The organism is Candidatus Pelagibacter sp., from assembly GCF_052049575.1.
GTDB lineage: Bacteria > Pseudomonadota > Alphaproteobacteria > Pelagibacterales > Pelagibacteraceae > Pelagibacter.
Genome location: NZ_JBNGZQ010000001.1, coordinates 408,956 through 433,210, shown reverse-complemented (window position 1 = coordinate 433,210; position 24,255 = coordinate 408,956). Strand labels below are relative to the sequence as shown.

The window sequence follows — 24,255 nt, the reverse complement described above, 5'->3', positions numbered from 1 at the left end:
AATGGAGCGGGCAAAGGGGGTCGAACCCTCGACCTTCTCGTTGGCAACGAGACGCTCTACCACTGAGCTATGCCCGCAAAACACAAACAATATAAAGAATGTAAATTCTTATTTCAAGAAATTTTAATTACAGATAATTCAATTCATCTAAATTTTTTTGGAAAATGTTATTAATTTTTTCAATAAATTTATTATCAAAATTTTTTTGCCACTCATTTTTCGGACCTAAATGAAAAAAAGGTATTTTTTTTTTATCCTTTCGTGCAATAATAGATTCGCTAAATCCATTATTTTCCTCAATCTTCTTGAGATTTTCAAATGATGTACTTTTAACTGCATTTTTGGCTTTCTCTCTATTAAAACCACTTTTATTATTAATTAACATATCTATGAATTCCACAACTTCCTTAAAAACAAAAAAAGTTTCTTTTAATAAATCTTCATATCTTAAAAATTTTATTGGAATTAATCTATTATTTTTCCACGATTGATAATTTTTTTCCCATGAACTAATAAATTGATAGTCACTGTAATCGTTTATTTTCTTAAAGTCATAAGTAAAATTTTTTTCATCTTGCATCACGCTCAAAGCTTTATCATGATCTATTTGGAAATGCCTAGACATGGAGTCTAGAACATTTCTAGGATCACGAACAATATATATACAACCAAGTGTATTTTTTTTATTTGTAAAATCGTTTTGACCTAATTTTACTAAAGCACTATGAGTTTTCAAAAATCTTAATTTTTTATCAACATTCAGTTTTTCTTGAGCAGGAATCCAATATTTTGCGCTTTCACCGGGTTTACTTGGATCAAAATTAAAGCCCTCGAGACTTTTTTTAACAGGAAATTGTTGAATATTTTGTAAGTTTCTATCTCCTAAAAAAAGACCATCATCAGAGTAATAATAAGCACTTATCAACGCACGTAACCAAGTATTTCCATTTTTGGGGTAAGATGAAAGCCAAATTATCATTTATTTAATCTTTTAAAAATTAATATAATTTATATTATATAGTTAATAAAATTATGGATCTCCCAAAAAAAATACCTATTTTCCCGCTGAGTAATTTTATCATTTTTCCAAAAACAACAGTGCCTTTAAATATTTTTGAGCCAAGATATGTAGATATGGTCAATGATACCATGAAATCAAATAAATTTATAGGGATGGTACAACCGAAAACTTTGAAAAATTTTGATAATTCAAAACTTCCTGTGCTTCATAAAATCGGTTGCTTGGGTAAAATAACCAGCTTTAAAGAAACGAGTGACAGCAGATATCTTATTGAATTAAAAGGAGTAATCAGGTTTGAGATCAAGCAGGAAATCAACTCAGGTAAGAAATATAGAGAAGTTGAAATAGATTACGATAATTTTTTACATGATTTAGATGAAAAAAAAGAGGATCTAAAATTTTCAGATTTAGAGCTAATCTTTAAAGATTTTAAAACATTATTTGAAAAGAGAGGTTTTATAATAAATTGGAGAGCACTAGAAAAACAAAGCTTAGATGAAACAATAAATGCTCTTGCAATGACCTCACCTTTTAGTTTAGAGGAAAAACAAGTCCTACTTGAAGCTAAAAATTTAAATACAAGAAAAACTAAAATTGCAGAGATATTAAATACTTACACTTACGATGAATTTGAAAACACAACACTTCAATAGATTAAATCTGTAAACCTTCATCTGCAATTTTTTTAAAATAGTCATTCATATATTTATTTTTTCCGATGTATTTAATAGAGGTGTCTATCAAATTATTTTTAATTTTATTTTCAGAGTTAAAATACTCATAAATAAAATCTATTCCCTCAGAAAAAACAAAATTTCTGGTTTTTGTTTTATTTTGAAATTCATTACATACACTCTGATCCAGAGCTAATCCTAGTTCTATCTTTTTATTAATCACATCCAATAATTTTTTTATATCTCTTAAGGACATGTTAAAACCTTGTCCAGCCAATGGATGAAGTTTATGCAATAAGTCACCAAAAGCTAATATATTTGATTTATAATATTTTCTTAAATTGAATGATTTCAATTTGAATTTTGAAATTTTATTAATTTTTCTAATTTCAAAATTTGGATTAAACTTGTTGATAAGTTTCTCTATATCTGAATTCTGTCCACCATCTTTTATTCTCATAGAATAAACAATTGAAGTTTTATTATTTGAGATTGGTAAAAAGGCTATAGGACCTTTCTTTGTAAAAATTTGGATTGCAGTGTTATTGAGTGCTAATTTTTTATGCTCAATAATTGTTGTAAATGCAAAGCTATGATATTTTTTTTCAAATTTTTTTGAGAAAAATTTTTTGGTAATTAAATGATTAGGATCACAATTTATAATTAGGTCGTAACCAAGATTGTCTAATTTTTTAAATGGAATATCATATTTTACTTTAAAGTATTTGATTTTATTTAATTCAGAATTTAATTGATTATACAGACTAAAATTATTGATAATTGAAAAAAGATGGTTATTTGGCTCCTCAAATTCAATTAACTCATTATCCCCTGAATTTTCTGAAAAAATTTTAATCTTTTTAATTGGCCATAAAATTTTATTAATTTTTGAGATATTATTATTGAAGAAATTTATATTTGACTTTGAAATTCCTATTGTACGAGACTTATCTAGGTCAATATTTTTATTTTTACAAAAAACATCAACAAATATCTCTTTATTAACTAATGCTTTCGCCAAAGTTAAGCTAGTCAAGCTATTTCCAATAATACAAATTTTCATAATAAATTTAATTTTAACAAGAAAAATTAGATGATACAAAGTGATAAATTTGATTCAGTTAATATGGATATAAAAAAAATCACTAATACGGCTTTTCTTTTCATTATAAAAAGATTGTCAGAAATATTTGGTGTTATAATCTCTATATCTGGTTTACTCCTATTTATTTCCTTAATTTCTTATTCTCCAGAAGATCCAAATTTTATATTTCCAGAAAATATGGAAATTAAAAATTGGTTAGGTTTTAGAGGGAGTTATATTTCCGACCTTTTTTTTCAATCTGTCGGATTAACCTCTTTTTTATTCTCATTTACGCTAATTTTCACAGGTATAAATATTTTTTCAAACAAAGATTTTTTTCTAATAATTGAGAATATTTTTTATTCAATATTATACCTTCTATTTGGTTCTCTTTTTTTAAGTTTTTTTTATAACACCACTTTTGCTTTATTTATCAATGGTAATGGAGGTTTTATTGGATCTTATCTAAGTGACAATATATTCAAGAACCTAATTAATTTTAATGAGATTATATCATACTATTTTTTAATCATATTAGTTTCAGTACTATTCCTATTAAGTATTAATTTTAGTCTAAAAAAAGTATTTATTTTTTTTAAAAAAATTAAGTTATATTTAAATAAAAAAGAAAAGAACTATACAGATAAAAGTGAGGTAATTAATGAGTATATTCCTCAGGAAGAAATTAAAAACTTAATTCAAGAAGACTTGCCTTTTATCAAAGCTGAAGAGATTAATAAAAGAGATAAATTAAAATTTAAGTTACCACTTTTAGATTTACTTAAAGTTCCCTCAAAAAAAGAGAGGGATAACTCTGAAAAAAATCAATTTTCTGATCCAGAATTTTTAGAAAAAATATTGTTAGATTTTGGGGTTAGTGGAAAAATAAAGAAGATCAGTCATGGCCCAGTGGTTACACTAAACGAATTTGAACCTGCAGCTGGAGTAAAAGTATCAAAGATAATTAATCTTTCAGATGACATAGCCAGAAATACAAGCTCTGAATCAGCAAGAATTTCTACTATTCCAGGCAGTAATACAGTTGGAATTGAACTCCCAAACACTGCAAGAGAAAATGTATATTTGAGTGAAATTTTAAATAACTCTGATTTTAAAAAAAAAGATATCAAATTACCTATTGCATTAGGTAAAAGTATTTCTGGTAATCCAATAGTGGAAGACTTATCATCAATGCCTCACTTGCTGATTGCAGGGACAACTGGATCAGGAAAATCTGTATGTATAAATACAATTATATTATCTCTTCTTTTTAGACACACTCCGGAAAAATGTAAATTTATTTTGATAGATCCTAAAATGTTAGAACTATCAACTTACGAAGGAGTCCCTCATTTATTATGTCCGGTAATTACTGAAGCTAAAAAAGCTGCTTCAGTTTTAGGTTGGGTAGTTAAAGAAATGGAAAGTAGATACAGATTAATGACTAGGGAGGGTGTGAGAAATATTGATGGATATAACTCCAAACACAAACTTCCAATGCCATACATAGTTGTCGTGGTTGATGAGATGTCGGATTTGATGCTAGTGGCTGGAAAGGAAATTGAAAATTATATTCAGAAATTATCACAAATGGCCAGAGCTGCCGGTATACACATTATCATGGCTACTCAAAGACCAAGTGTCGATGTTATAACGGGGACTATAAAAGCAAATTTTCCCACTCGTATATCCTTCCAAGTAACTTCTAAAATAGACAGTAGAACAATTTTAGGAGAACAGGGTGCTGAACAATTATTAGGAAAGGGAGATATGCTTTATATGTCCTCAGCTAATAGAATTGTAAGAATACATGCACCATTTGTATCTGACAATGAAATCGAAAAAATTAATACTTCTCTGAGATCTCAAGCAGAGCCAGATTATGTTGATGAAATCTTAAATTTTGCTGATGAGAAGGAAATTGGAGATAGCTCAAAAAATCTTAATGATAAAGATGAACTTTATCAAACCGCGCTAGAAATAATTAAATCCGAGGGCAAAGCATCTACATCTTTTTTACAAAGGAAACTTCAAATTGGATATAATCGTGCAGCAAGAATCATTGATATGATGGAAGCAGAAGGAGTTGTGAGTAAGGCTAATCATGTTGGGAAACGTGATGTTCTTTAATGAGAAATAAATTAATCATCTTATTTTTATTTTTTTCAATCGTCGATGCCTCAGCATCTATCAAAGAAAAAATAGTCCAAAACTTAAAATCTACAGAAAATTTAACATTTAATTTTGAGCAAAACGTCAACGGCAAAACTGAAAATGGCTATTGTGCATTGTCATATCCTAAAAAAATTTTTTGTAGATATAATTTAAAAAACAATAAAATTTTAGTTTCCAATGGAAAGTCAATAGTGATTAAAACTACAAATAGTTATTATCTTTATCCGCTTGAAAGAACACCACTAAATTTAATACTAAATAAAAATTTTTTAGTGAATAAAATCAAGGGTTTGAATGAAAGAATTTTAGATAATAAATTTGTAAATTTTAAATTTTCTGAAGCTGATTTTCAGGTAAATATATTTTTTGATTATAAAACTCTTAATCTAATAGGGTGGCAAACTACCGATATCTATCAAAATCTTAGTATCACCTTCTTGGCTTCCGTTAAAAAAAACCAAAAATTAGATAACAGTTTATTTATTCTTCCTAAACAAAACTAAATCAAAACAGACTCGGTTTTAAAAACTCTCATGCCTCTCGAAATATAGTTATTTAAAGCATGTTCATGATCTAGAGAACATGTATGTACCCACACTCGCTTAGTGGTATCTAAAAAAGAATTTTTAATAGCTGATGTTAAAAGAAATGAGCCTAATTTTTTATTTTGATATTCTTTAAGCAAACCTAAATAAGCAATCTCTGTCTCCTTTTTTTCCTGGTGAAAAATTAGTTCAAAATAACCAGCAATATCATTGGCTTTTTTAAGGATATATGTTTTTACTTTTTGATCAGAAATATATGCAATCCACTGCTTATCTGTCCAAACTAACCGGTCGGTCCATCGATGTTCTTTACCGATACTTTTATAAAAAAACTTATTTATTTGAAAATCTGCTGGGTCACTCAAATTAATAATGCAGTCTTCTGGAGAAAATTTTGATATTTTTAGATCTTTAAGAGAATTGATTTCCAGGTAATTTCTCTCAACTTTAATACTCACTCCACCATCTTTCCAACTTTTTCACCCCCAAACAAATGAAAATGTAAATGAGGCACTTCTTGGCCACCATGTTCAGAAATATTAGCTAAAGCACGATAACCTTTACCGCCGTCTACTGATATACCAAGTTTTTTAGCAACTAAATTTATACCCTTTAGTAAACCCACCATTTCCTCTGGAGAGGCTTTTTGACTAAAATCATCAAGGTCAGTATATTTTCCTTTTGGTATTACTAACGCATGAATTTTTTTTTGTGGATTAATATCATGAAATGACAAAACATATTTATCCTCAAAAATCTTTTTACAAGGAATTTCTCCCCTTAAAATTTTAGCAAAAATATTATTATCATCGTAACTCATTTTTTTCTTTTGTTTAGTTCTTCCATTACATCCTCAATTTTCACATCATTTGCCTCTAGATACATTATTAAATGATAGAAAACATCAGCTGCTTCATGAATTTTATTTGAATTTTTTTCTACTGCCTCAATAAGTTCATTAATTTCTTCTAGGATCTTTTCCTTACTGAAGGATTTATCACTAAGTAATTTATTAGTGTAAGAACCATCTACTGGGGTTTTTTTCCGTTCTCTTGCAAGATTAAATAAGCTTTCTAAAGTATTGAGCATATTAAATTCTAACAGGTATTCCTTTTGAGTCCAAATAATCCTTGGCTTCTTTTATCGAGTGTTTTCCATAATGAAATATAGAAGCTGCTAAAACTGCACTAGCTTTTCCTAATTTAATTCCATCCACTAGGTGATCTAAATTACCCACCCCGCCAGATGCAATAACTGGAATATTTACTTTGGATGAAATTTTTGACATGAGATCAATATCATAACCTACTTGTGTTCCATCTCTATCCATCGAAGTTACTAATAACTCCCCTGTACCATTTTTTTCCATTTGTTCAGCGTACTCCAACGCATCAATACCACTATTATTTCTTCCTCCATGAGTAAACACTTCCCACTTATCTCCATTTTTTTTAGCATCGATTGCAACTACAATACACTGAGACCCAAATTTTTTTGAACTATCAATAACAACTTTTGGATTTTCAACTGCTGCAGTGTTTATGGAAACTTTATCAGCCCCACAATTAAGTAATTTGTTAATATCTTCAACACTTCTAACACCACCGCCTACAGTTAATGGCACAAAACACTTTTTTGAAGTTTTCTCCACAACATCATAAATAGTATCTCTATTTTCATTGGACGCAGTAATATCTAAAAAACAAATTTCATCTGCTCCACCTTCGCTATAAATTTTGGCTTGTTCCACAGGGTCTCCTGCATCTTTTAGATCAACAAAGTTTATACCCTTAACAACTCGGCCATTTTTAACATCTAAACAAGGTATTATTCTATTTTTAAGCATCTTCTTTTACTAATTCCTCTAATTTTATATCACCATCATAAATAGCTTTACCAACAATTATACCCTCAACATTTTCTAAATTCTTTGCTTTTTTAATATCATCTATTGATGAAACACCACCTGATACAATTACGGGGCAATTTGACATCTTAGCTACTTTCATCGTTTCATTGAAATTTGGACTTTGTTTCATACCATCTCTGTTAATATCAGTATAAATTAATCTACTAACACCAAAGTCGTTAATTTCTTTTAAATAATCTAAAGCTAATTGATTAGAGCTTTCTTTCCATCCAGACACTGACAAATACCCTTCTTTAGCATCTAAACCTAAAGCAATATGATTTTGAAATTTTTCACATGATTCTTTTAAGAAATTTTTGTCTTTAATAGCAGCACTTCCCAGAATTACTTTCTCTACACCAGCATCTATATATTTTTGAATACTATCAGAATTTCTAATACCACCACCTACTTCAACCTTTAAATTAAATTTACCAACTATATCCTGAATAATTTCTAGATTTACTGTTTCACCAATTAAAGCCCCATCTAAATCAACTATGTGCAAATTTTTAAAACCATGATCTTTATATTTTGCAGCTTGCTCAAGTGGGGACATTTTATACTCAGTTTTGTTATCAAAATCCCCTTTAATTAACCTCACGCACTTTTTATCTTTAATATCTATTGCTGGAAAAATTTTCACTAGTTCTAGATTATGTTAAGCTTTGTTTTTAAAAATTTTGTTTGAGAGTCTGTCTTTTTATAATGGCAAGGTCTACATAGCATCTGGCAATTATTTTCAATAGTTTCTCCATTGTCATACCAGGGTCTACTATGGTCAGCTTCCATTTCTATTATTTCAAAATTTTCTTTACAAATGTTGCACTCTTTTTTCTGTTTTTCATAAACTCTCATTTTGATAGAATCTGAAAACTTTCTTTCTTGCAAATATTTTATATCTCCAGTCAAAATAAATTGATAAATACCCTTTAACTTAATTTTACCATCGTATTTAATTAAATAAGAAACTGCTTCCTCAATTTGTTGAGGATCAAATTTTCTATCTTTAAATTTATTATAAAACTCTCCCCATGGCTGGCCTTTCATAATTTTAGACCTTTTATTTACAAATATTTTTTCTACCCACTCAATTACATTTGTAAAATAGTCCCTCAACTCGTTTGCATTTTCCTTAAATTGATTCTTAGACATGTACTCTTTAATTTTATCCTCTGATATCCATTTTATTGCTGTTTCCAAATATTCTTGCCTATCTCTTCGTCCGTCTAGATAATCTGCAGCAATATTAAACGCTAAACAACCAGATTTACTGAAGTATTTTTTTGCATCAGTGACCCAAGGTCCGGAGAAAGTTGCATTTTTTAATTCTTGAGGTGTTAATACTACTCCAGCAATATTTATAGTCTCAAACCATTCTAATTTTTCCTTCTCTGTTCCAGTACAAAAATATACAGTGAGTGAATAATTTAATATCTCATCTCTTTGCTCCCTAAAACTTTTAAAATATTTACCTTCTATTGAAAAATCATTATTTAAAAATCTGCAAATTGAAATAATTCTTTGTTGTCCATCTATTACTTCGTATCCACCGTCTTTTCTTACCGCCCAATATATTGAATTTAGTGGATGTCCTTTTAGTAATGTGTCTATAACAGCATTTCTTTTTTTATCATCGTAAACCCATTCTCTTTGATATTTAGGTCGTATATCTAATTTTCCTCCATATCCAACAACACCCTCTTCATCATTATCTTGGTAACCATTAAATAGATCTTTAATCTTTATTTGATGAAGTTTTATATCCATTATTTTGTTAATTTTTTATTTCTAATTATAATTCTTGAAAATGGAACTTCGATTTCGCCATTTTCTTTAGCAAAATATAAATCTCCATCTACCGCTGCTCTTTTTTGAACTTCTTTTCTATATTTTTTGTGTTCCTTCTTATAAGGTTTTACTCCCATTTCTAAGCCTAACCCTGCTATACCAAGTCCAATAATTTCAAATTGTTTTGGGTTATATTTATCAAAAAAAGTAATGGGCACACCCATATGACCGGCATAATCTTTTGGTATTTCTTTAGTCTTATTTACATTGATTGCATTATAATTTTCATATTTTGGATAATCTGTTTTATTATACTTTTTATAAAGGACTATATCGTCGATTTTTTCTTTGTAATTTATATTTGTAAACCATCGCACACCACTGACACTGATAAATCTATTGCCGTTCTCGTCTATTCTTTGACTTTTTGATCTTAGTTCATAATTTTTTGGTACTCCAAATTCCCTGTCTCCGCTGTGAATACTGGGCCCTACCCACATTAAATTATTTTTTAAAAGTGGAAATATATCTTTGTATGAAAAAGCTGTAAGTCTTCCAATTATAAGAAATTTTTTTTTATATTTAAGGAGTTGCTGAACATAAGGTATAAATAAAGAAAAAGGAGGATTTGTAACAACAATATCCGCTTTTTTTAAAAGTTCTATGCACTCTTCGCTTCTAAAATCACCGTCACCTTTTAACTCATTAATTCCTATTTCCTCTAAATCAGGAACACTATTACCATTTTTATCGCCGTTATATTCTAGGTAAATCGCTCTTTCGCTATCATTTTTACTAAATAGATCTAAATTTTTATTTTTATAACAAGTGGTTATAAGTTTTTTAAGTTTCAGGTTTTCGAATTGTTCTGAAAAATAATGAAAAAAACTACTTACTCTCGGGTCATCACAATTACAATAAACAGTTTTATTTTTAAAAAATTTTTTGTAAAATCTAAGTTCCTTTTCAATATCTGTTAGCGAGGTATAAAACTCATCCTGTTTTGCCTTATTAGCATTTCTTAAATCTGTATTAGGCATAAATAATTATATTATATTACAAAAAATTAAATTTTAATGAAATTATCAATTATTTTGAGTCCAATTTTATCACTTTTTTCTGGATGAAACTGTGTTCCAAATAAATTATTTCTCTCAATAGCGCATACTATTTCACATGAGTAGTTTGTTGTTGCTAAAATAACTGATTTATCCTCAGGAATAAATTCATAACTATGTACAAAGTACATATGTGTCTTATTTTTGATATCTTTGAAAATCTTACTTTCTTTTTTAATTTCAATTTCATTCCAACCAATATGAGGAAGTTTATACTTACCGTTTTGATTATCTATTTTTGAAACTTTTCCCTCAATCCAACCTAACCCTTTAGTTTCGGTTTCTTCATAACCAACATCAGCAAACATCTGCAAACCAACACAAATTCCAAGTAGAGGTTTTTTATTTGCTATTGCAAATTCATTTAAAGTGTCTGTAAGACCTTTAATTTTATTCAGAGCATCCACACAACTTTTGAACGAGCCTTGCCCCGGTAAAACCACTTTGTCACTTGATTTTATCTTATTTAAATCTGAGGTAACCTCGATATTTACTTTATCTTTTGCAACTTCTTTAAAAGAGTTTATTACCGAGCTTATATTGCCCGATTTATAATCAACAATTGTGACGTTCATTAAACTTATAAAGAACCTTTTGTAGAAGGAATAGTTTTTTTATTCCTCGGATCTATTTCTAATGCAGCTCTTAGAGACCTTGCTAACCCTTTGTAGCAAGACTCGATAATGTGGTGACTATTATCACCATAAATATTTTCAACGTGTAGAGTAATTCCAGCGGCTTGAGAAAATGCTTGAAACCATTCTTTAAAAAGTTCTGTATCCATTTCACCAAGCTTTTCGACCTTTAGCTTAACTTTCCAAATTAAATAAGGTCTATTTGAAATATCAATTGCAACACGTGATAGAGTTTCATCCATTGGGATCATCGCATGAGCATATCTTCTGATTCCAACAGATTTTTTCAAAGCTTTTTTTAAAGCCTCACCAATAGCAATTCCTGTATCTTCAGTTGTGTGGTGTAGATCAATATGAGTATCTCCTTTAGCTTTTATACTCATATCTATTGAAGAATGCTTAGATAGTTGTTCAAGCATGTGATTTAGAAAACCTATTCCTGTGTCAATTTTGTATTTACCTTTACCGTCAATATTTAAATCAACACTAATGCTTGTTTCTTTTGTTTTCCTGCTTATTTTGCCTTTACGCTTCATAATTAAAAACAGGTATACATATATTATCCAATTATGGCAATAATACTAAACCTGGGCTTGAAGTATCAAATTTAGTATCCATTTATAAGCTATGACAACGATTGTGTTAGTTAGGAAAAACAACGAAGTAGTAGTAGCTGGTGATGGCCAAGTAAGTATGGGCAATACTGTAGTAAAAAGCACTGCCTCAAAAGTCAGAAAAATTGAAAAGAGAGATGTTGTAGCTGGTTTTGCTGGATCAACAGCTGATGCTTTAACATTGTTTGAAAGGTTAGAGGGAAAATTAGAAAAACATGCTGGTAACTTATCTAGAGCTGCTGTTGAGCTAGCTAAAGATTGGAGAACTGATAAATATCTAAGAAGATTAGAAGCACTAATGGCTGTTGGTGACAAACATAATAGTTATATTATTTCAGGTACTGGTGACGTATTAGAGCCTGAGGGAGATGTAATTGGTATTGGTTCTGGTGGCAATTATGCTTTAGCTGCAGGAAAAGTTTTAATGGAAAGTAATATATCAGCAGAGGAAGTTGCAAAAAAAGCAATAAAAGTTGCAGCTGATATCTGCGTATTTACAAATGAAAATGTCAAAGTTGAGAAAATATAATGGATAAATCAAACGTAACTCAATTGCATCCTAAAGGTGATCAGCAAAAAGAAGAAGCTTCGTTAGTAAGCTCCTTGTCACCAAGAGAGATTGTCTCTGAATTAGACAGGTTTGTAGTAGGTCAAAATAAAGCTAAGAGAGCGGTTGCTGTTGCCTTACGAAACAGATGGAGAAGACAAGCTTTAAAAGGTGAAATGAGAAATGAAGTTTTGCCAAAAAATATTTTAATGATCGGGCCAACGGGTGTTGGTAAGACAGAAATTTCAAGAAGACTATCTAAATTAGCGGAGGCTCCTTTTGTAAAAGTTGAAGCAACTAGATTTACTGAGGTGGGTTATGTTGGAAGAGATGTAGAACAAATTGTCAGAGATTTAATTGAAATAGCAATTTCAATGGAAAAAGTTAAAAAAAGAAAAGAGGTATACGCAAAAGCTCAAAAATTAGCAGAGGAAAAAGTATTGGATGCTTTAGTTGGGAAGAAGGCAAGTGCGGCTACAAGAGAAAGTTTTAGAAAAAGACTTAGAGACGGAGATTTAGATAATAACGAGATAGAAATAGCTGTCAGCGAAAGTGGTGGTAATAGCACATCTTTTGAAATTCCTGGAATGCCTGGTGCCAATGTAGGAATGATTAATATTGGAGAGATGCTTGGAAAATCTATGGGCAAGCAGGAAAAAAAGAAAAAAATGACAGTGAAAGAGTCTCACGAAATTTTAATTAACGATGAGTCTGATAAGTTAATAGAACAAGATAAAATAATTAAAGCTGCAAAAATCTCTTTAGAAAATAATGGAATAGTTTTCTTAGATGAAATAGATAAAATTTCTGGAAGAACAGATAGGGTTGGAGGGGATGTATCTAGAGAAGGTGTGCAGAGAGATTTGTTGCCTTTAATTGAAGGAACAACTGTAAACACAAAATATGGACCTATAAAAACTGACCACATATTATTTATTGCATCTGGTGCTTTCCAATTAGCCAAGCCTTCTGATTTACTTCCTGAGTTACAAGGTAGACTACCAATAAGAGTTGAGCTAGAGGCTTTATCAAGTGAAGATTTCAAAAGAATTCTTAAAGAGCCTGACTTCAGTTTAATTAAACAATATGTGGCTTTACTAAAGACTGAGAATGTTGAGCTTGAGTTTACTGAAGATGGGATTGATGCAATCGCTAATATTGCTTCTGAAGTAAATGCTACAGTTGAAAATATAGGTGCTCGAAGATTGCACACAATAATAGAAAAAATCCTTGATGAAATAAGCTTCACGGCAACTGATAGATCTGGTGAAAAAATTTCAATAAATAAAGAATATATTAATAAAAACCTGGATAATCTTGTTAAGGATACAGATTTATCAAAATTTATTTTATAATTTTTTTTTTAAGAAAACATAAAAAGCGCCACTGCCACCGTCTTTAATTTCGGCATCAGTTATATTTTTTATTTTTTTCATTAAGCTGGAATTATTTTTAATAAAATCAGGAACAGAATTTTTTAAAATACCAAATTTCTTTGAAATATATGGGTCTTTATCGTTCTGGGAATGCAGTCCTTTACCAGTAACTATTATAATTTTGGAGACTTTTTGATCAAAACAATCAGTTATAAAGTTTTCTACTTTTTTGTTTGCTTCATCAAGTGTGTAGCCATGGAGATCTAATGATTTAGTTATATGAGACTTAACCTCTTCTTTTTCTAAATCTTTATTAGTTAACTTTTCATTTTTTTCTAAAAAATTTTTCCAATCTTTTTGATCTTTGTCTGAAATATTATTTGTCAATTACGTAAGAGTATCAACTAATTGCCAGTTTGGATTATTAGTGCTTGTATCTCTTGAAAATACCCAAGTATCGTAAATCTTCTTGATCTTTTCTGGGTCTCCAGAAACTATTTTTTTGTCTTTATCCCTTATACAAGTTATTACTTCAGCTACAAATTCTACAGTTACCTGTAAAATTTTTCCTAAATACTTGTGCTCTTTTACATTCGCTGAATTTACTCCAATAAAAGTTATTTCAGCAATATGACCCCTTTTACCTCTCTCCTTTAATGCTGTGTTAAATTGATCGTAAATTTTATTACTTAATAGAGGCTTGCTTGTGGTCAATTTATTATCACTATCACCAAAGTCTGTAATAATAGTTTCGTAAGCTATTTGTGCACCTTTTAAAAAGTCTTTTTTTGCATTTTCGTCAAAATCAGTTTTTTTATTTATTTTTGATTCTGGATTTATATTTTTCAACATTTCCTCAAACTGAGGTGAGGCTTTTCCCTCAAAACCTGTTCTTTTTCCTAAAATTCCTCTTAGTCTTAAAAAAATGAAGCCGGCAATCATTGCTAATAAAATAATATCAATATACTCGAAACTATAATTCATATACTAAACTTAATTACTATGTTGATTAATTTCAACTAACAATTACATTAAAGACAAATGAACACAGTACTTTTAGCTGTTATTTTAATCCCAATTGTAGAGATTTACCTTTTTATAAAGATCGGGTCTCAAATTGGCGCTTTCAGTACTATATTCCTAGTATTTTTTACTGCGGTTGTAGGAGTGTACTATGCCAGATACGAAGGTATTAACACTCTAAGATCTGGAATGATGCAAATAATTAAAAATCAAATTCCAGCCCACGAATTAATCTCAGGTGCTGCAATAGCATTTGCGGCTGTTTTGTTAATCATACCAGGATTTGCAACTGACTTGATTGGTTTCCTCTTAATCATCCCAATAACACGAAAGTTAATAATAGGAAAATTTAACAAAAAATTTGAAAATAAAGACGTAAAGAAGAGTGATTTTATTGAGGGAGAATTTGAAGATATAGAAGATGACAATGACAGAAAAATTTAAAATTTTAGCAAAATACATTAAAGATATGTCTAGCGAAACACCTGATGTTGAAACTTACATATCTGCCGGGAATAATATTAGTAAATATCAATTAGATATAGATATCAAGTCAATAGCCCTTAAAAATAAAATGATTGAGGTAATTATAACACTGAAATTTCAACACAAAGACACTCAACTCAAAAAATCTCATTTTGAAATTGTATACGCAGTAGCTGTAAAAATTGATGAGACTATAAAAGAAAAAAAAGACTTAGAAAAAATTGTATTATGCGACGTGCCTAATTCAGTTGTTTCAGACATAGAAAAATCATTTACAGATATGATGCACAATTCTGGATTCCCTAATATAAAATTAGAAAAAAAAATTGATTTTACAAAACTTTATTTAGAAAGATTAAATTAAAAATAGTTTTTTTTAAGAGAATTCTTAAGATAAGTTTGATGATTTTTAAGCTCTTCGGAAGATGGTTTGATAACTTTTGTGGAATAAATAACATTTCCAGTATTTAATTTAGAAAAGTCTTCCTCTTTATTTTTAAAATCTAGAGTTGGTTCTTTTTGATCAATTAAGTTTATATAAACTTTGGCTAGCAGATCACAATCAACAAGCGCAGTATGTTGAACCCTTTTGGAATTATCTATTCTAAATCTTTTACATAAAGCATCCAAACTATTTTGGGACCCAGGAAATTTGTTTCTAGCCAGTAATACCGTGTCCACTACTTCATTATCAATTTTTTTTTTTCCAATAATCTTAAGCTCATTATTTAAATGAGAGAGATCAAATTCCGCATTATGAATTATTAATCTTTTATCTTTTATAAATTGAAGAAAATCATCAGCAATTTCCCCAAATTTCATTTTATCAGATAAAAAACTATCTGAATATCCATGCACTTCAAAAGCTTTCTCAGATACTTTTCTTTCAGGATTTAAATAACAATGAAATTTTTTTTTTGTTGGTATTAAATCGTTTAACTCAATACACCCAATTTCTACAACTCTGTGCCCCTCTTTAACTGAAATACCAGTTGTTTCTGTGTCTAAAACAATTTCTTTCATACTAAATTTTCTATAATTTCTCTTACTCTAACTTTAACAGAATTTTTTTTAAAATTGTTCTTAATTATAAAATGAGATTTTTTCTTTTTTAAAACAAGCGATAGTTGCATCCTTTTAAAATTATTAAGTATTTTCATATTAAAATTTTTTCGTTTTTTTAGTCTTTTTAAAATTTCTGATTTCTTAGACTCAACAAAAATTAATATATCTTTTTTTTCATTAATCTTGTTCTCCAAGAGAAGAGGAATATCTAATATAACAAGTTTCTTATGTTTGTTTTTTCTCAAAAAATCATTCATTTTTTTTCTAACTTCATAATGAACAATTTTAATAATTTTTTTTAAATTTTTTTTATTAGATAAAATTGCATTAATAATTTCTTTTTTTTTTACAGGAAAAGAGCCAAAATAATTTGGAAGTTCTTTTTTTAATTTTTGAAAAACTTTTCTGTTATTTTTATAAATTTTTGCAACTTCTAAATCAGCGTTAAATACAGGAAAACCAAAACATTTAGATATGTAAGTTTTGCCAGAACCTATATCTCCTAAAATACCTACTCTTTTCATAAATTTAAATATTTTTTTAATTCCTCATTAATTTCTGGTTTAACCCTGTGCCATAATTTAAATGCCTCAGAAGCCTGATAAATAAACATCATTTTACCATTAGAAACCTTACAGCCTAAATTTTTCCCAGTTCTTAAAAAATTGGTTTCTTTTGGATTGTAGATAACATCGTAAAATAGCTTTTCTTTATTTATATTTTTAAAGTTTAAATTAATATTATCTTCTTTGTTTAAACCCAGACTGGTAGCGTTAATAATCATATCAAATTCAGGTTGATCTCCCCAATCGACTATGCTGATATTTGAAAAATATTTTTTTAAATTTTCAGTTTTCTGTTTAGTTCTATTACTTACTATAATTTTAGAGACATCTAATTTTTCTAAAGCATAAATTATAGATGGTACTACACCGCCAGCTCCCAATATAAATATTGTTTTGTTTTCTAAAGCAAATTGGATTTCCTTTAAACTCAATTCAAAACCTTTTATATCAGTGTTGTGACCAATAAGTTTTTTATCTTGTTTATATATAGTATTAACAGATTGTGTAATCTGGGACTCTTCACTTAGTGCATCCAAAAAAGGAATAACATCACTTTTAAAAGGAACAGTAACATTTATCCCATCTAATTTATCATCCTTAATTTCAGAAATAATCTGTTTGATTTCGCTTTTATCTATTTTTCTTTTATCGTAATTTGCATTAATATTATTTTTTTCAAACCAATAATTGTGTAATTTGGGTGAAAGTGAATGCTCGATAGGATTTCCAATTACAAGATATTTTTTCATTTATAATTATCTAAATATTTTTTAATTTTTTCAATCGGAAGCCCCATTATTGTATTTTCGTTTCCATCAATACTTGAGAATAAATCTCTTCCCTGACCTTCTATTTGATAAACATTATAAGCATATAACGCCTCATCCGAAATTTTTAATAGATATTTTTTTAGTTCTTCTTCTGTCATTTTTTTCATTGTCAGTAATGCTCTATCGGTATGGTTCCATATCATAGATCCGTTTTTAGAGATACAAACTGAGCTTATTAAATGATGTTTTTTACCATTAAGCTTTTTTAAAATTTCTAATGCTTCATTTCTGTTGTTAGGTTTTGATATGAGTTCTCCCTCTAAATCAATTACACTATCAGCACCCAAAACCAAATCATCGACATGCTTGTTGCTTACTTTATTGGCTTTTAATTCTGCTAAATTTTTTGATATAATTTCTGGCGAAACTTTTTCTTTTAATAAACTTAATTTCACAACATCTTCATCAACATTTGATGGTTTTACCTCATTTAAAATATCATTATCATCCAGTATCTTTTTTCTAACCTTGCTTTTAGAAGCTAGAATAATCTTAAGCATTTTCTTTATATATTTCGTAAATTTTAATTACTGAAGCTGCAGTTTCTTCTACAGATTTTCGTGTCACATCTATAAATGGCCATTTATATTTTTTGAAAGTATTTCTTGCCATATCTACTTCTTTTTTAATTTGTTCCAAATCTGTATATAATTTATTTTTATTTTCCTTAAGAGAAGTCATCCTGTTTTTTCTAATCTCTACAAGCCTTTCTGGCTCAGTATTTAATCCGATAATGCATGAGATTTTAGGGTTTTCTTTTAAAACATCCGGTAAAGAATTTTCATTTATTAAAGGTATATTGGATGTTTTAAAGCCTTTGTTGGCTAAAAAGATTGCGGTTGGCGTCTTACTTGTTCTACTTACCCCCAGCAAAATTATATCAGATTTTTTTATTTCTTTTACAAGATTGCCGTCATCGTGGTTCATTGTAAATTGAATAGCTTCAATTCTTTTATAATATTCTTCATCAAGAGCGTATTGACCACTTGGTTGATGTGAGGCTTTTTGATTTAAAAGTTTTGAAAAACTTAATATTAAGTCACCCAATACTCCAAAGCATGGAATTTTTTTCATGTCACTATTTTTTGCAAGATATTTTGCTAAATTACTATCAACAATGGAGTATAAAATTATTGAGTTTTTTTCTTTTTCTGCGCTTTCTAAAATTTTTATAATTTGATTTTCTGTTCTGGTAAAAGAATAAGTGTGTATCTTATAATTTATATTTTTAAATTGAGCTTTGATAGCTATAAAAATACGATCAAGAGTTTCACCAGTTGCATCTGATATAAGATAAATCTGATATAAATTACTCATGTATAATATGTGTATAAATTTGTACTATTTTTATTATATTGATCATTTTTCATATTTTAAAATTTATGTTGTAAAACAATGCTTTTATTAACAAAATTAAACATGTTAAAATCTCTAATAATCATTTGGTGTATTTAGTTAATAAGCTTCAATTTTGCGTATATATTTATTAAAATTTAAATTCTAAATGTTAACAAACTGTTTACAAAATGTTCAATAAATTTAATCACCATTATTCACAGAATATACTAACATTACAATTAATTATATTTAATTATTAATATGTCTCCAATCGAAGAAGTAATAATAAACAAGAAAAGTGATATTAAACCTATTTGGATAATGAGACAGGCTGGTAGATATTTACCAGAATTTAGAGAAATAAGAAAAAAAAATCCTGATTTTATTAAATTGTGTCTGAACGAAAAATTATCAAGTGAGATCACTTTACAACCTTTAAAAAGGTTCAATTTAGATGCAGCAATAATTTTTTCTGATATCTTAATGTTACCATATGGTTTAAATCAAGTTGTTGAATTTAAAAAAAATGTAGGCCCATTACTTGGAAATTTAGACTTAAAAAAAATTTCAAATATTGAAGAAGTCAAATTTGTAGAAAAACTATCCCCTGTTTATAAATTAATTAAATTAGTTAGTAACTCCCAATTTACTAAAAATAAAACTACTATAGGCTTTGTTGGAGCACCGTGGACTCTATTAGTTTATATGATAAATAAGAAATCACCAAAATTAAGTTTGAATGAAAATTTTTTTGAAGACAAAGATTTAATTTATAAAGTTCTTAAAATTTTAGATAAATTTTTAAAGATACACATTAAAAACCAGATTGATAATGGTGCCCAGATAATTCAAATTTTTGATAGTTGGGCTGGTTTGTTAAAAGAAAAGGATTTACCTCATTACATTTATGACCCCACTTTAAGCTTGGTTAATTACACCAAAACTTTAAACGTACCTGTTATCTGCTTTCCAAGAGGTATTAGAAATTACAAAGATTATTGTGAAATTATCAAACCAGACACAATTTGCATTGATTATAAGGTTGATCCGATAAAAATTAATAAAGAAATAAAAATTCCTGTTCAAGGTGGAATGGATCCAAAAGTTTTGCTTTCTAATAAAGAAAACTTAAAAAAAGAAACAACCAAATATTTAGATATATTTAAAGATCATCCATATATATTCAACTTAGGACATGGCGTTCTTCCAGAGACGGACCCTAATATGATGGATTATTTAGTAAAAACTGTGAAGGATTATTAATGATAAAAAAAATAGACCACCCACCGGTTAATTTTGGAAAAACCGGAGTTTTAATTGTTAACCTTGGAACTCCCGACTCAACAAGTTGGTTTGATATAAGAAAATATCTAAAAGAGTTTTTATCGGATAGGAGAGTAATCGAGGTTAACCCGATAATTTGGCAAATCATATTGAATGTAATCATATTAACCTTTCGGCCATCTAAAACAGCTAAGGCTTATAAAGAAATTTGGATGGAAGATAAAAACATTTCTCCTCTTTTGCATTATACGCAAAAACAAGCAGAAAAGCTTTCAAACCTAATATCTGAAAAAAACTTAATAATAGATTACGCAATGAGATATGGAAATCCGAGCATAAAAAGTAAAATTGCAACTCTTCATGAAATGGGTTGTGAAAATTTAATAATTCTACCGCTTTATCCTCAATACGCAGCAGCAACTACAGCAACCGTCTGTGATGAAGTATATAGAACTCTTATGAAAATGAGATGGCAGCCTTCACTAAAAATAGTGCCACATTATGAATCTGACCCTTTATATATAGAAGCGCTTGTAAATTCTTTAAATAAGAAAATTAAAGAAATAAATTGGAAACCGGATTTGATATTAGCTTCTTATCACGGAATACCACAAAAATATTTTGATAAAGGTGACCCTTACCATTGCTATTGTCATAAAACAACGAGACTTATATCAGAGAAATTTACTTCAGTTGAGATCAAGACAACATTCCAGTCTAGATTTGGCCCTGAGAAGTGGCTTCAACCTTACACAGACAAAACTTTAGAGAGTTTACCTAAAGAGGGTAAAAAAAATGTTTTAGCTATATGTCCAGGATTTGCCTCAGATTGTGTTGAAACTTTAGAAGAAATACAAATTCAAGGAAAAGAGAGTTTTTTAGAATCTGGTGGAGAAAATTTTGATATGGTGCCATGTTTGAATGATAATGATGATCACATAATTTTATTAAAATCTTTAATTCAAAAAAATATCTGATTAATGAATACTTACTTACTTTTTAAATCGCTACATTTAATATCTGTTATTTCTTGGATGGCTGGATTGTTATATCTTCCAAGAATTTTTGTTTACCATTCTCAAAACAATACTCAGCCAATTATATCAGATGTATTTAAGGTTATGGAAAGAAAACTATTTTTTTATATCATGACACCAGCAATGATATTATCTTGGCTATTTGGCTTGCTACTTATCCATGAAATAGGATTTCAACAACTTGGACAAACCTGGATGATTTTGAAATTGATATTTGTGGTTATATTAACAATTTATCACTTTTATCTAGGTCGAATTTTAGGACAGTTCAAATCAGATCTTAATACACATTCACATAAATTTTATCGATTTATAAATGAAATACCGACGTTATTGCTTATTTTAATCATATTTGTTGTGATTTTTAAGCCTATCTAGGGTTGAATATTTACAAATAGTATATATATTTAGTTTATTATTAAGTCCTTAATAATTTTAATCATGAACATACAAGAACTAAAACTCAAATCATCTGAACAACTTATTACACAAGCAGAGGAGCTTGGTATTGAGAACGCAAGCACACTTAGAAAACAAGAAATTCTCTTTGCAATTCTTAAAAAAGTTGCTGAAAAAGAGGAAATTACAGGAGCTGGCGTTTTACAATTGCTTCAGGATGGATTTGGTTTTTTAAGAGCCATGGAATCAAACTATCTTCCAGGACCTGACGATATTTATGTCAGTCCAAGCCAAATAAGAAAATTTGGATTAAGAACTGGAGATACAGTAGAAGGGCCAGTTAGAGCACCCAAAGAAGGTGAGAGATACTTTGCTCTTTTACAAGTAAGTAAGATAAATTTCGAAGAACCTGATAAGTCTAGACACAAAATAGCTTTTGATAACCTGACTCCATTATACCCAGATAAACAACTGGTTATGGAAGTTGAAATGTCAAAACCAGACAAAAAACAAGATCTAACACCTAGATTAATTGATTTAGTAAGCCCAATAGGAAAAGGACAAAGATCGATTATTATTTCACCTCCCAAGGCTGGTAAAACAATGATTTTACAAAGCATTGCAAACTCAATTGCTAAAAATTATCCAGAATGCTATCTAATTGTATTGCTTATTGATGAACGACCAGAAGAAGTTACAGATATGCAAAGGACTGTAAAAGGTGAGGTAATAAGCTCTACTTTTGATGAACCAGCACAAAGACACGTTGCAGTGGCAGAGATGGTTATCGAAAAAGCAAAAAGACTTACTGAGCACAAAAAAGATGTCGTAATTCTTTTGGATTCAATAACCAGATTGGGAAGAGCTTACAATGCTGTAATACCTAGTTCTGGAAAGGTTTTAACCGGCGGTGTTGATGCCAATGCACTTCAACGCCCAAAAAGATTTTTTGGTGCAGCAAGAAACATCGAAGAAGGAGGATCTTTGACAATTATCTCCACAGCGTTGATTGATACAGGTAGCAGAATGGATGAGGTAATTTTCGAAGAATTTAAAGGAACCGGTAATAGCGAAACAGTTCTTGACAGGAAAATTGCTGACAAAAGAATATATCCAGCTATTGATATAACTAAATCAGGAACGAGAAGAGAAGAATTACTGTTCGATAAAAATGATCTGCAAAAAATGAATGTTTTAAGAAGAATTATTGCCCCGATGGGCACTATGGATGCAATCGAATTTATAAGTTCTAAATTAAAGGATACAAAAAATAATTCGGACTTCTTTAATTCGATGAATAAACCTACTTAATTTATTTTTCATTATTTTCGAATTAAAGTTATACTGATTTAATGACAATTTACGCCCTATCGTCTGGCCCAGGTGTGTCTGGGGTGGCTGTTATAAGAATTTCAGGTCCTGAGACTGTAAAAGCACTAAAAAAACTTACAAATAAAGAAATTCCAAAGCCAAGAGTGGCAACCCTTCGTAAAATAAACAATATCAACACTTCTGAGCTCATTGATGAAGGTATAATAATTTGGTTTCCAGGTCCTGAGAGCTACACAGGAGAGGATATGGCAGAAATCCATGTACATGGCGGGAAAGCAGTAGTTATCTCTGTTCAAAATGAAATTTCAAAAATTGAAAATTGTAGATTAGCAGAGGCAGGGGAATTTACAAAACTGGCTTTTCAAAATGGTAAAATAAATTTACTAAAAGCAGAGAGCATAGCTGATTTGATTTCGGCAGAAACCGAAATTCAGAGATTACAAGCTGTAAAAATGATGAAAGGAAAATCTTCAGACAAATTTAATGAGTTGAGAGAAAAATTATTGAAAATTTTGTCATTTGTTGAGGCAAAAATAGATTTTCCAGAGGAGGATTTACCAGAAGAAAATTTACAGAAGATAAAAGAGGATTCATCGAATGTCTTAAATGAGATTAAGAAAATTTTAAATGATCAAAAAGTTGGTGAGATAATTCGTGAAGGTTTTAAAATTGCAATTGTAGGCCCAACTAATGCTGGTAAGTCTAGTCTATTAAATAATTTATCAAACAGGGAAGTTGCTATAGTCTCTGAAATTGCTGGTACCACAAGAGACGTCGTTGAAACACATTTAAACATAGATGGGTACCCAGTTATCATTTCGGATACGGCAGGCATAAGAGACTCAAAAGATGAAATAGAAAAAAAAGGCATAAGGTTATCTCTTAAAAAAGCAGAAAATGCTGATTTAAAGTTAGTAGTAGTTGATGCCAAAAACATTGATTTAAGCGGTTTTTTGAATGATTTATTAAAAAAAGACGCAATTTTAGTTATTAACAAATCCGATTTGTTGAAAGAAAAATTAGACTCTGAAATTTCTAAATTTAATCATGTTTTAATTTCACTAAAAGAAAATCTAAATATAGATAAATTGATTTCTAAAATAAAAAACCACTTAGAAAATAAATTTATATCAGAGGAAGATATCTTAATTACACGAGAAAGACATAGACAGCATTTGCTACAGTGTGTCGAACACTTGAAAAATTTTTCAGATAAAAATGATAAAAAAGATTTTGATAAAGGTGCCGAGGATTTAAGATTAGCCACAAGACAATTAGGTATGATTGTTGGTAGAGTTGATATAGAGGAGATATTAGGCAGCATTTTTAACGATTTTTGCATTGGAAAATAATAGCTGTTTTATGGGGGTTTTTAGAAGGTTTTTGTAGATACTCGTTGATAAATA

At 29.2% G+C, this 24,255-nt stretch carries 30 protein-coding genes and 1 tRNA gene; 12 read left to right on the top strand and 19 right to left on the bottom strand.

The window, feature by feature from the left end; translation table 11 throughout:
* Positions 1 to 2 precede the first annotated feature (2 nt).
* A tRNA-Gly gene (locus ACTT9C_RS02255) sits at positions 3 to 77 on the bottom strand.
* A gap of 50 nt (positions 78 to 127) precedes the next feature.
* The gene (locus ACTT9C_RS02250; RefSeq protein ID WP_440922883.1) at positions 128 to 979 is read right to left on the bottom strand and encodes a sulfotransferase domain-containing protein; all 852 of its coding nucleotides are present in this window, start codon (positions 977 to 979) and stop codon (positions 128 to 130) included.
* A 53-nt stretch (positions 980 to 1,032) separates the two neighbouring features.
* On the opposite strand from ACTT9C_RS02250, the gene ACTT9C_RS02245 reads away from it, so the two are divergent.
* Positions 1,033 to 1,674 carry an LON peptidase substrate-binding domain-containing protein gene (locus tag ACTT9C_RS02245; RefSeq protein ID WP_440922882.1) on the top strand — a complete coding sequence of 214 codons (642 nt, stop codon included), beginning with the start codon at positions 1,033 to 1,035 and terminating at the stop codon, positions 1,672 to 1,674.
* Between the two features lies 1 nt (position 1,675).
* Here ACTT9C_RS02245 and ACTT9C_RS02240 read toward each other — a convergent pair whose 3' ends face one another.
* Positions 1,676 to 2,758 carry an FAD-dependent monooxygenase gene (locus ACTT9C_RS02240; protein WP_440922881.1) on the bottom strand — a complete coding sequence of 361 codons (1,083 nt, stop codon included), beginning with the start codon at positions 2,756 to 2,758 and terminating at the stop codon, positions 1,676 to 1,678.
* A gap of 63 nt (positions 2,759 to 2,821) precedes the next feature.
* On the opposite strand from ACTT9C_RS02240, the gene ACTT9C_RS02235 reads away from it, so the two are divergent.
* Both ACTT9C_RS02235 and ACTT9C_RS02230 read left to right on the top strand, forming a co-directional pair.
* Positions 2,822 to 4,909 (top strand): DNA translocase FtsK, encoded by a 2,088-nt coding sequence (locus ACTT9C_RS02235; RefSeq protein ID WP_440923117.1) that lies wholly within the window; start codon positions 2,822 to 2,824, stop codon positions 4,907 to 4,909.
* Positions 4,909 to 5,457, top strand: a complete 549-nt coding sequence (locus ACTT9C_RS02230; RefSeq protein WP_440922880.1) for a LolA family protein — start codon at positions 4,909 to 4,911, stop codon at positions 5,455 to 5,457. The genes ACTT9C_RS02235 and ACTT9C_RS02230 overlap by 1 nt, the downstream gene beginning before the upstream one ends.
* Here the strand turns inward: ACTT9C_RS02230 and ACTT9C_RS02225 are convergent.
* The 9 genes from ACTT9C_RS02225 to hisB are packed head-to-tail and all read right to left on the bottom strand — an operon-like array spanning position 5,454 to position 11,488.
* On the bottom strand, positions 5,454 to 5,957 hold the full coding sequence (locus ACTT9C_RS02225; protein ID WP_440922879.1) for a GNAT family N-acetyltransferase: 504 nt from the start codon (positions 5,955 to 5,957) through the stop codon (positions 5,454 to 5,456). The genes ACTT9C_RS02230 and ACTT9C_RS02225 overlap by 4 nt on opposite strands.
* Positions 5,954 to 6,319, bottom strand: a complete 366-nt coding sequence (locus ACTT9C_RS02220; RefSeq protein ID WP_440922878.1) for a histidine triad nucleotide-binding protein — start codon at positions 6,317 to 6,319, stop codon at positions 5,954 to 5,956. Before ACTT9C_RS02220 ends, ACTT9C_RS02225 begins: the two co-directional genes overlap by 4 nt.
* A complete protein-coding gene (gene hisE / locus ACTT9C_RS02215; protein WP_440922877.1) occupies positions 6,316 to 6,588 on the bottom strand; it encodes a phosphoribosyl-ATP diphosphatase in 273 nt (90 codons plus the stop codon). The genes ACTT9C_RS02220 and hisE overlap by 4 nt, the downstream gene beginning before the upstream one ends.
* A gap of 1 nt (position 6,589) precedes the next feature.
* Positions 6,590 to 7,345 carry an imidazole glycerol phosphate synthase subunit HisF gene (hisF, locus tag ACTT9C_RS02210; RefSeq protein WP_440922876.1) on the bottom strand — a complete coding sequence of 252 codons (756 nt, stop codon included), beginning with the start codon at positions 7,343 to 7,345 and terminating at the stop codon, positions 6,590 to 6,592.
* Entirely contained in the window at positions 7,338 to 8,054 is a 717-nt protein-coding gene (gene hisA, locus ACTT9C_RS02205; RefSeq protein ID WP_440922875.1) for a 1-(5-phosphoribosyl)-5-[(5-phosphoribosylamino)methylideneamino]imidazole-4-carboxamide isomerase, read from the bottom strand. The genes hisF and hisA overlap by 8 nt, the downstream gene beginning before the upstream one ends.
* Positions 8,055 to 8,059: 5 nt before the next feature.
* Entirely contained in the window at positions 8,060 to 9,178 is a 1,119-nt protein-coding gene (locus tag ACTT9C_RS02200) for an HNH endonuclease family protein (protein ID WP_440922874.1), read from the bottom strand.
* Positions 9,178 to 10,239, bottom strand: a complete 1,062-nt coding sequence (locus tag ACTT9C_RS02195; RefSeq protein ID WP_440922873.1) for an adenine-specific methyltransferase EcoRI family protein — start codon at positions 10,237 to 10,239, stop codon at positions 9,178 to 9,180. The genes ACTT9C_RS02200 and ACTT9C_RS02195 overlap by 1 nt, the downstream gene beginning before the upstream one ends.
* 26 nt (positions 10,240 to 10,265) lie before the next feature.
* On the bottom strand, positions 10,266 to 10,892 hold the full coding sequence (gene hisH / locus ACTT9C_RS02190; protein WP_440922872.1) for an imidazole glycerol phosphate synthase subunit HisH: 627 nt from the start codon (positions 10,890 to 10,892) through the stop codon (positions 10,266 to 10,268).
* 5 nt (positions 10,893 to 10,897) lie between these two features.
* Complete coding sequence (hisB, locus tag ACTT9C_RS02185) at positions 10,898 to 11,488, bottom strand: imidazoleglycerol-phosphate dehydratase HisB (protein ID WP_440922871.1); 591 nt, start codon at positions 11,486 to 11,488, stop codon at positions 10,898 to 10,900.
* 91 nt (positions 11,489 to 11,579) lie between these two features.
* On the opposite strand from hisB, the gene hslV reads away from it, so the two are divergent.
* Both hslV and hslU read left to right on the top strand, forming a co-directional pair.
* Positions 11,580 to 12,095: an ATP-dependent protease subunit HslV gene (gene hslV, locus ACTT9C_RS02180; RefSeq protein ID WP_440922870.1), complete on the top strand. Its 516-nt coding sequence runs from the start codon at positions 11,580 to 11,582 to the stop codon at positions 12,093 to 12,095.
* Positions 12,095 to 13,468, top strand: coding sequence for an ATP-dependent protease ATPase subunit HslU (hslU, locus tag ACTT9C_RS02175; protein WP_440922869.1), 1,374 nt, complete (start codon positions 12,095 to 12,097; stop codon positions 13,466 to 13,468). The genes hslV and hslU overlap by 1 nt, the downstream gene beginning before the upstream one ends.
* Here hslU and ACTT9C_RS02170 read toward each other — a convergent pair.
* Together ACTT9C_RS02170 and ACTT9C_RS02165 are read right to left on the bottom strand one after the other, a co-directional pair.
* On the bottom strand, positions 13,463 to 13,876 hold the full coding sequence (locus ACTT9C_RS02170) for a Smr/MutS family protein (RefSeq protein ID WP_440922868.1): 414 nt from the start codon (positions 13,874 to 13,876) through the stop codon (positions 13,463 to 13,465). The two genes, hslU and ACTT9C_RS02170, sit on opposite strands and share 6 nt — an antisense overlap.
* Positions 13,877 to 14,473: a Tim44/TimA family putative adaptor protein gene (locus tag ACTT9C_RS02165; RefSeq protein WP_440922867.1), complete on the bottom strand. Its 597-nt coding sequence runs from the start codon at positions 14,471 to 14,473 to the stop codon at positions 13,877 to 13,879.
* Between the two features lie 57 nt (positions 14,474 to 14,530).
* On the opposite strand from ACTT9C_RS02165, the gene ACTT9C_RS02160 reads away from it, so the two are divergent.
* Both ACTT9C_RS02160 and ACTT9C_RS02155 read left to right on the top strand, forming a co-directional pair.
* On the top strand, positions 14,531 to 14,956 hold the full coding sequence (locus ACTT9C_RS02160) for an FxsA family protein (protein ID WP_440922866.1): 426 nt from the start codon (positions 14,531 to 14,533) through the stop codon (positions 14,954 to 14,956).
* The gene (locus ACTT9C_RS02155) at positions 14,940 to 15,362 is read left to right on the top strand and encodes a protein-export chaperone SecB (RefSeq protein WP_440922865.1); all 423 of its coding nucleotides are present in this window, start codon (positions 14,940 to 14,942) and stop codon (positions 15,360 to 15,362) included. Before ACTT9C_RS02160 ends, ACTT9C_RS02155 begins: the two co-directional genes overlap by 17 nt.
* On the opposite strand, the gene dnaQ is transcribed toward ACTT9C_RS02155, so the two are convergent.
* The 5 genes from dnaQ to ACTT9C_RS02130 are packed head-to-tail and all read right to left on the bottom strand — an operon-like array spanning position 15,359 to position 18,776.
* A complete protein-coding gene (dnaQ, locus tag ACTT9C_RS02150; protein ID WP_440922864.1) occupies positions 15,359 to 16,021 on the bottom strand; it encodes a DNA polymerase III subunit epsilon in 663 nt (220 codons plus the stop codon). The genes ACTT9C_RS02155 and dnaQ overlap by 4 nt on opposite strands.
* Complete coding sequence (coaE, locus tag ACTT9C_RS02145) at positions 16,018 to 16,587, bottom strand: dephospho-CoA kinase (protein ID WP_440922863.1); 570 nt, start codon at positions 16,585 to 16,587, stop codon at positions 16,018 to 16,020. Before coaE ends, dnaQ begins: the two co-directional genes overlap by 4 nt.
* Positions 16,584 to 17,378, bottom strand: a complete 795-nt coding sequence (aroE, locus tag ACTT9C_RS02140; RefSeq protein WP_440922862.1) for a shikimate dehydrogenase — start codon at positions 17,376 to 17,378, stop codon at positions 16,584 to 16,586. The genes coaE and aroE overlap by 4 nt, the downstream gene beginning before the upstream one ends.
* Positions 17,375 to 17,959, bottom strand: a complete 585-nt coding sequence (locus tag ACTT9C_RS02135) for a Maf family protein (RefSeq protein ID WP_440922861.1) — start codon at positions 17,957 to 17,959, stop codon at positions 17,375 to 17,377. The genes aroE and ACTT9C_RS02135 overlap by 4 nt, the downstream gene beginning before the upstream one ends.
* Positions 17,952 to 18,776 carry a pyruvate, water dikinase regulatory protein gene (locus ACTT9C_RS02130; protein ID WP_440922860.1) on the bottom strand — a complete coding sequence of 275 codons (825 nt, stop codon included), beginning with the start codon at positions 18,774 to 18,776 and terminating at the stop codon, positions 17,952 to 17,954. Before ACTT9C_RS02130 ends, ACTT9C_RS02135 begins: the two co-directional genes overlap by 8 nt.
* Before the next feature lie 282 nt (positions 18,777 to 19,058).
* On the opposite strand from ACTT9C_RS02130, the gene hemE reads away from it, so the two are divergent.
* The 5 genes from hemE to mnmE all read left to right on the top strand — a co-directional run bounded on the left by hemE (position 19,059) and on the right by mnmE (position 24,201).
* Entirely contained in the window at positions 19,059 to 20,060 is a 1,002-nt protein-coding gene (gene hemE / locus ACTT9C_RS02125; RefSeq protein ID WP_440922859.1) for a uroporphyrinogen decarboxylase, read from the top strand.
* The gene (gene hemH, locus ACTT9C_RS02120; RefSeq protein ID WP_440922858.1) at positions 20,060 to 21,058 is read left to right on the top strand and encodes a ferrochelatase; all 999 of its coding nucleotides are present in this window, start codon (positions 20,060 to 20,062) and stop codon (positions 21,056 to 21,058) included. Before hemE ends, hemH begins: the two co-directional genes overlap by 1 nt.
* A gap of 3 nt (positions 21,059 to 21,061) precedes the next feature.
* Positions 21,062 to 21,496 carry a protoporphyrinogen oxidase HemJ gene (hemJ, locus tag ACTT9C_RS02115; RefSeq protein ID WP_440922857.1) on the top strand — a complete coding sequence of 145 codons (435 nt, stop codon included), beginning with the start codon at positions 21,062 to 21,064 and terminating at the stop codon, positions 21,494 to 21,496.
* Between the two features lie 63 nt (positions 21,497 to 21,559).
* The gene (gene rho / locus ACTT9C_RS02110; protein WP_440922856.1) at positions 21,560 to 22,828 is read left to right on the top strand and encodes a transcription termination factor Rho; all 1,269 of its coding nucleotides are present in this window, start codon (positions 21,560 to 21,562) and stop codon (positions 22,826 to 22,828) included.
* Between the two features lie 41 nt (positions 22,829 to 22,869).
* Positions 22,870 to 24,201, top strand: a complete 1,332-nt coding sequence (gene mnmE, locus ACTT9C_RS02105) for a tRNA uridine-5-carboxymethylaminomethyl(34) synthesis GTPase MnmE (RefSeq protein WP_440922855.1) — start codon at positions 22,870 to 22,872, stop codon at positions 24,199 to 24,201.
* Positions 24,202 to 24,255: the final 54 nt, after the last annotated feature.